Source organism: Candidatus Cloacimonadota bacterium (assembly GCA_034661015.1).
Classification (GTDB): Bacteria; Cloacimonadota; Cloacimonadia; order JGIOTU-2; family JGIOTU-2; genus JAYEKN01.
Genome location: JAYEKN010000232.1, coordinates 1 through 1,611 on the forward strand (window position 1 = coordinate 1; position 1,611 = coordinate 1,611).

General features: G+C 35.4%; 1 protein-coding gene. It reads left to right on the forward strand.

Features of this window, described 5'->3' with window-relative positions:
- Positions 1-1,489 (forward strand): hypothetical protein (locus U9P79_08685; GenBank protein MEA2104695.1); only part of this gene is annotated, 1,489 nt, incomplete at its 5' end.
- Positions 1,490-1,611 lie beyond the last annotated feature (122 nt).

Below are 1,611 nucleotides of genomic sequence, written 5' to 3' on the forward strand. Positions count from 1 at the left end.
CTTTAAATTCCGCATCATATTACAAATAAAAGATCGAGGAGAAGGACGATATAAAAAAAACCTATCTTTACTTCCCGAAAAGTGGAACAAATTTTCTATCCCAATTGATGATGTGGCGGCATCTATTAATGAAAAAAAAATCGCAGACCTAAATTTCTTCAGATGGAATCCTAAAAACGATGTTACGGTTTATTTCGACAATATCCGCTTAATTTCACCGGGATTTGAAAAAGCAGATAGTAATTCCGAAACCTCAACTGCCACCAAAAATAAAACCACAGGATATTCCGATGATATTAAATACAAAGTAAAGAAAAACGTTTTAGCTAAACCCGGCAACAGTTTCTCTTTCATTCTCGAAAATCCAACTCTTTCAAGTGTTAATTCATATCCTTGGACTGGAATTGTTCAACTTCCAAAGAAAAAATTGGCAAATCCCACAACTCTTGCCCTAAAATCACCGAGCGGAACGAATCTTCCGTTTCAGTATAGAATTTTAAACCGTTGGGACGATGGAAGTGTAAAGAATATTTTAATTGATTTTCAGCCAACTATTGAACCCAAAAGGCAAAAGGTTTATTCACTTTTCTGGGGAGAAAACATAAATGATGACGTCAGTCAACCTGTTCTGAATATCCAAAACCTGGATGATAAAATACAAATCAATACTGGGAATCTCAAATTTATTATCAACAAAACTCATTTCAATTTGTTTGATACGGTTTGGTTGGATTCTAATGGGGATAATATCTTTGGCAACAATGAATTAATTACTGAGAATTGCGATATAATTATATCGTATAGCGGGAACCTGTTCAAAAGTTCTTTGGACTATACCAATTACACTTTGAAAATAATTGAATCGGGAAAAATGCGAACCTGCATATTAGCACAAGGATATTTGAAATCAGCAACAGGGCAATCTTTGTGCAAATTTGAAACTGTTTTCAATATTTTTGCCGGAAAAAATTTTGTGGAAATAAATCAGAATTTTATCTTCCCCAAACATTTCCCGGTGGAGTCAGCCCTTTTTCTAACACCATTTCCCTCAAAAATAAACCAAATATATTCACCTAATACTGGCGTGCAGATGAATTTACCGGTTATGCTTTTCCAGTCCGATATGGAGAAATGCGAGGTGCGATATGGAGGACGGCAATTATCGTTTGATAAAAATCTTTCGGATTGGGTAGATGCGAGCAATTCTTCTACAGGTATTACGATTGCACTCTCGCCAAATTGGAATCTACCTCAAAAAGGCTATTACGTGGATAAAAATAAATTAGCAACTTATCTTTGGGCTCCGGTTGCCAGTGAGTTGGATATGAAAAATGCGTTGAGTTCTGTGGGGAAACAATCAAACATCGTACGCCTGACCGGCATTAAGAGTTCCCACGACCTTCTCTTTTATTTCCATAAAGAAGATATGGCACAAATCGAAACAAAAGAAACCGCAAATGCTTTTTTAAATCCCTTATTCATTCCTTAATCTATGAATAGGGAGATTCGACACAGAAAACAGCAATTGATTCGACACAGATGAATGTGATAAACAACATCACTCAGAAAAAACCGATTTACACAGATCAAAAATTGATAATAGTAAAAAAT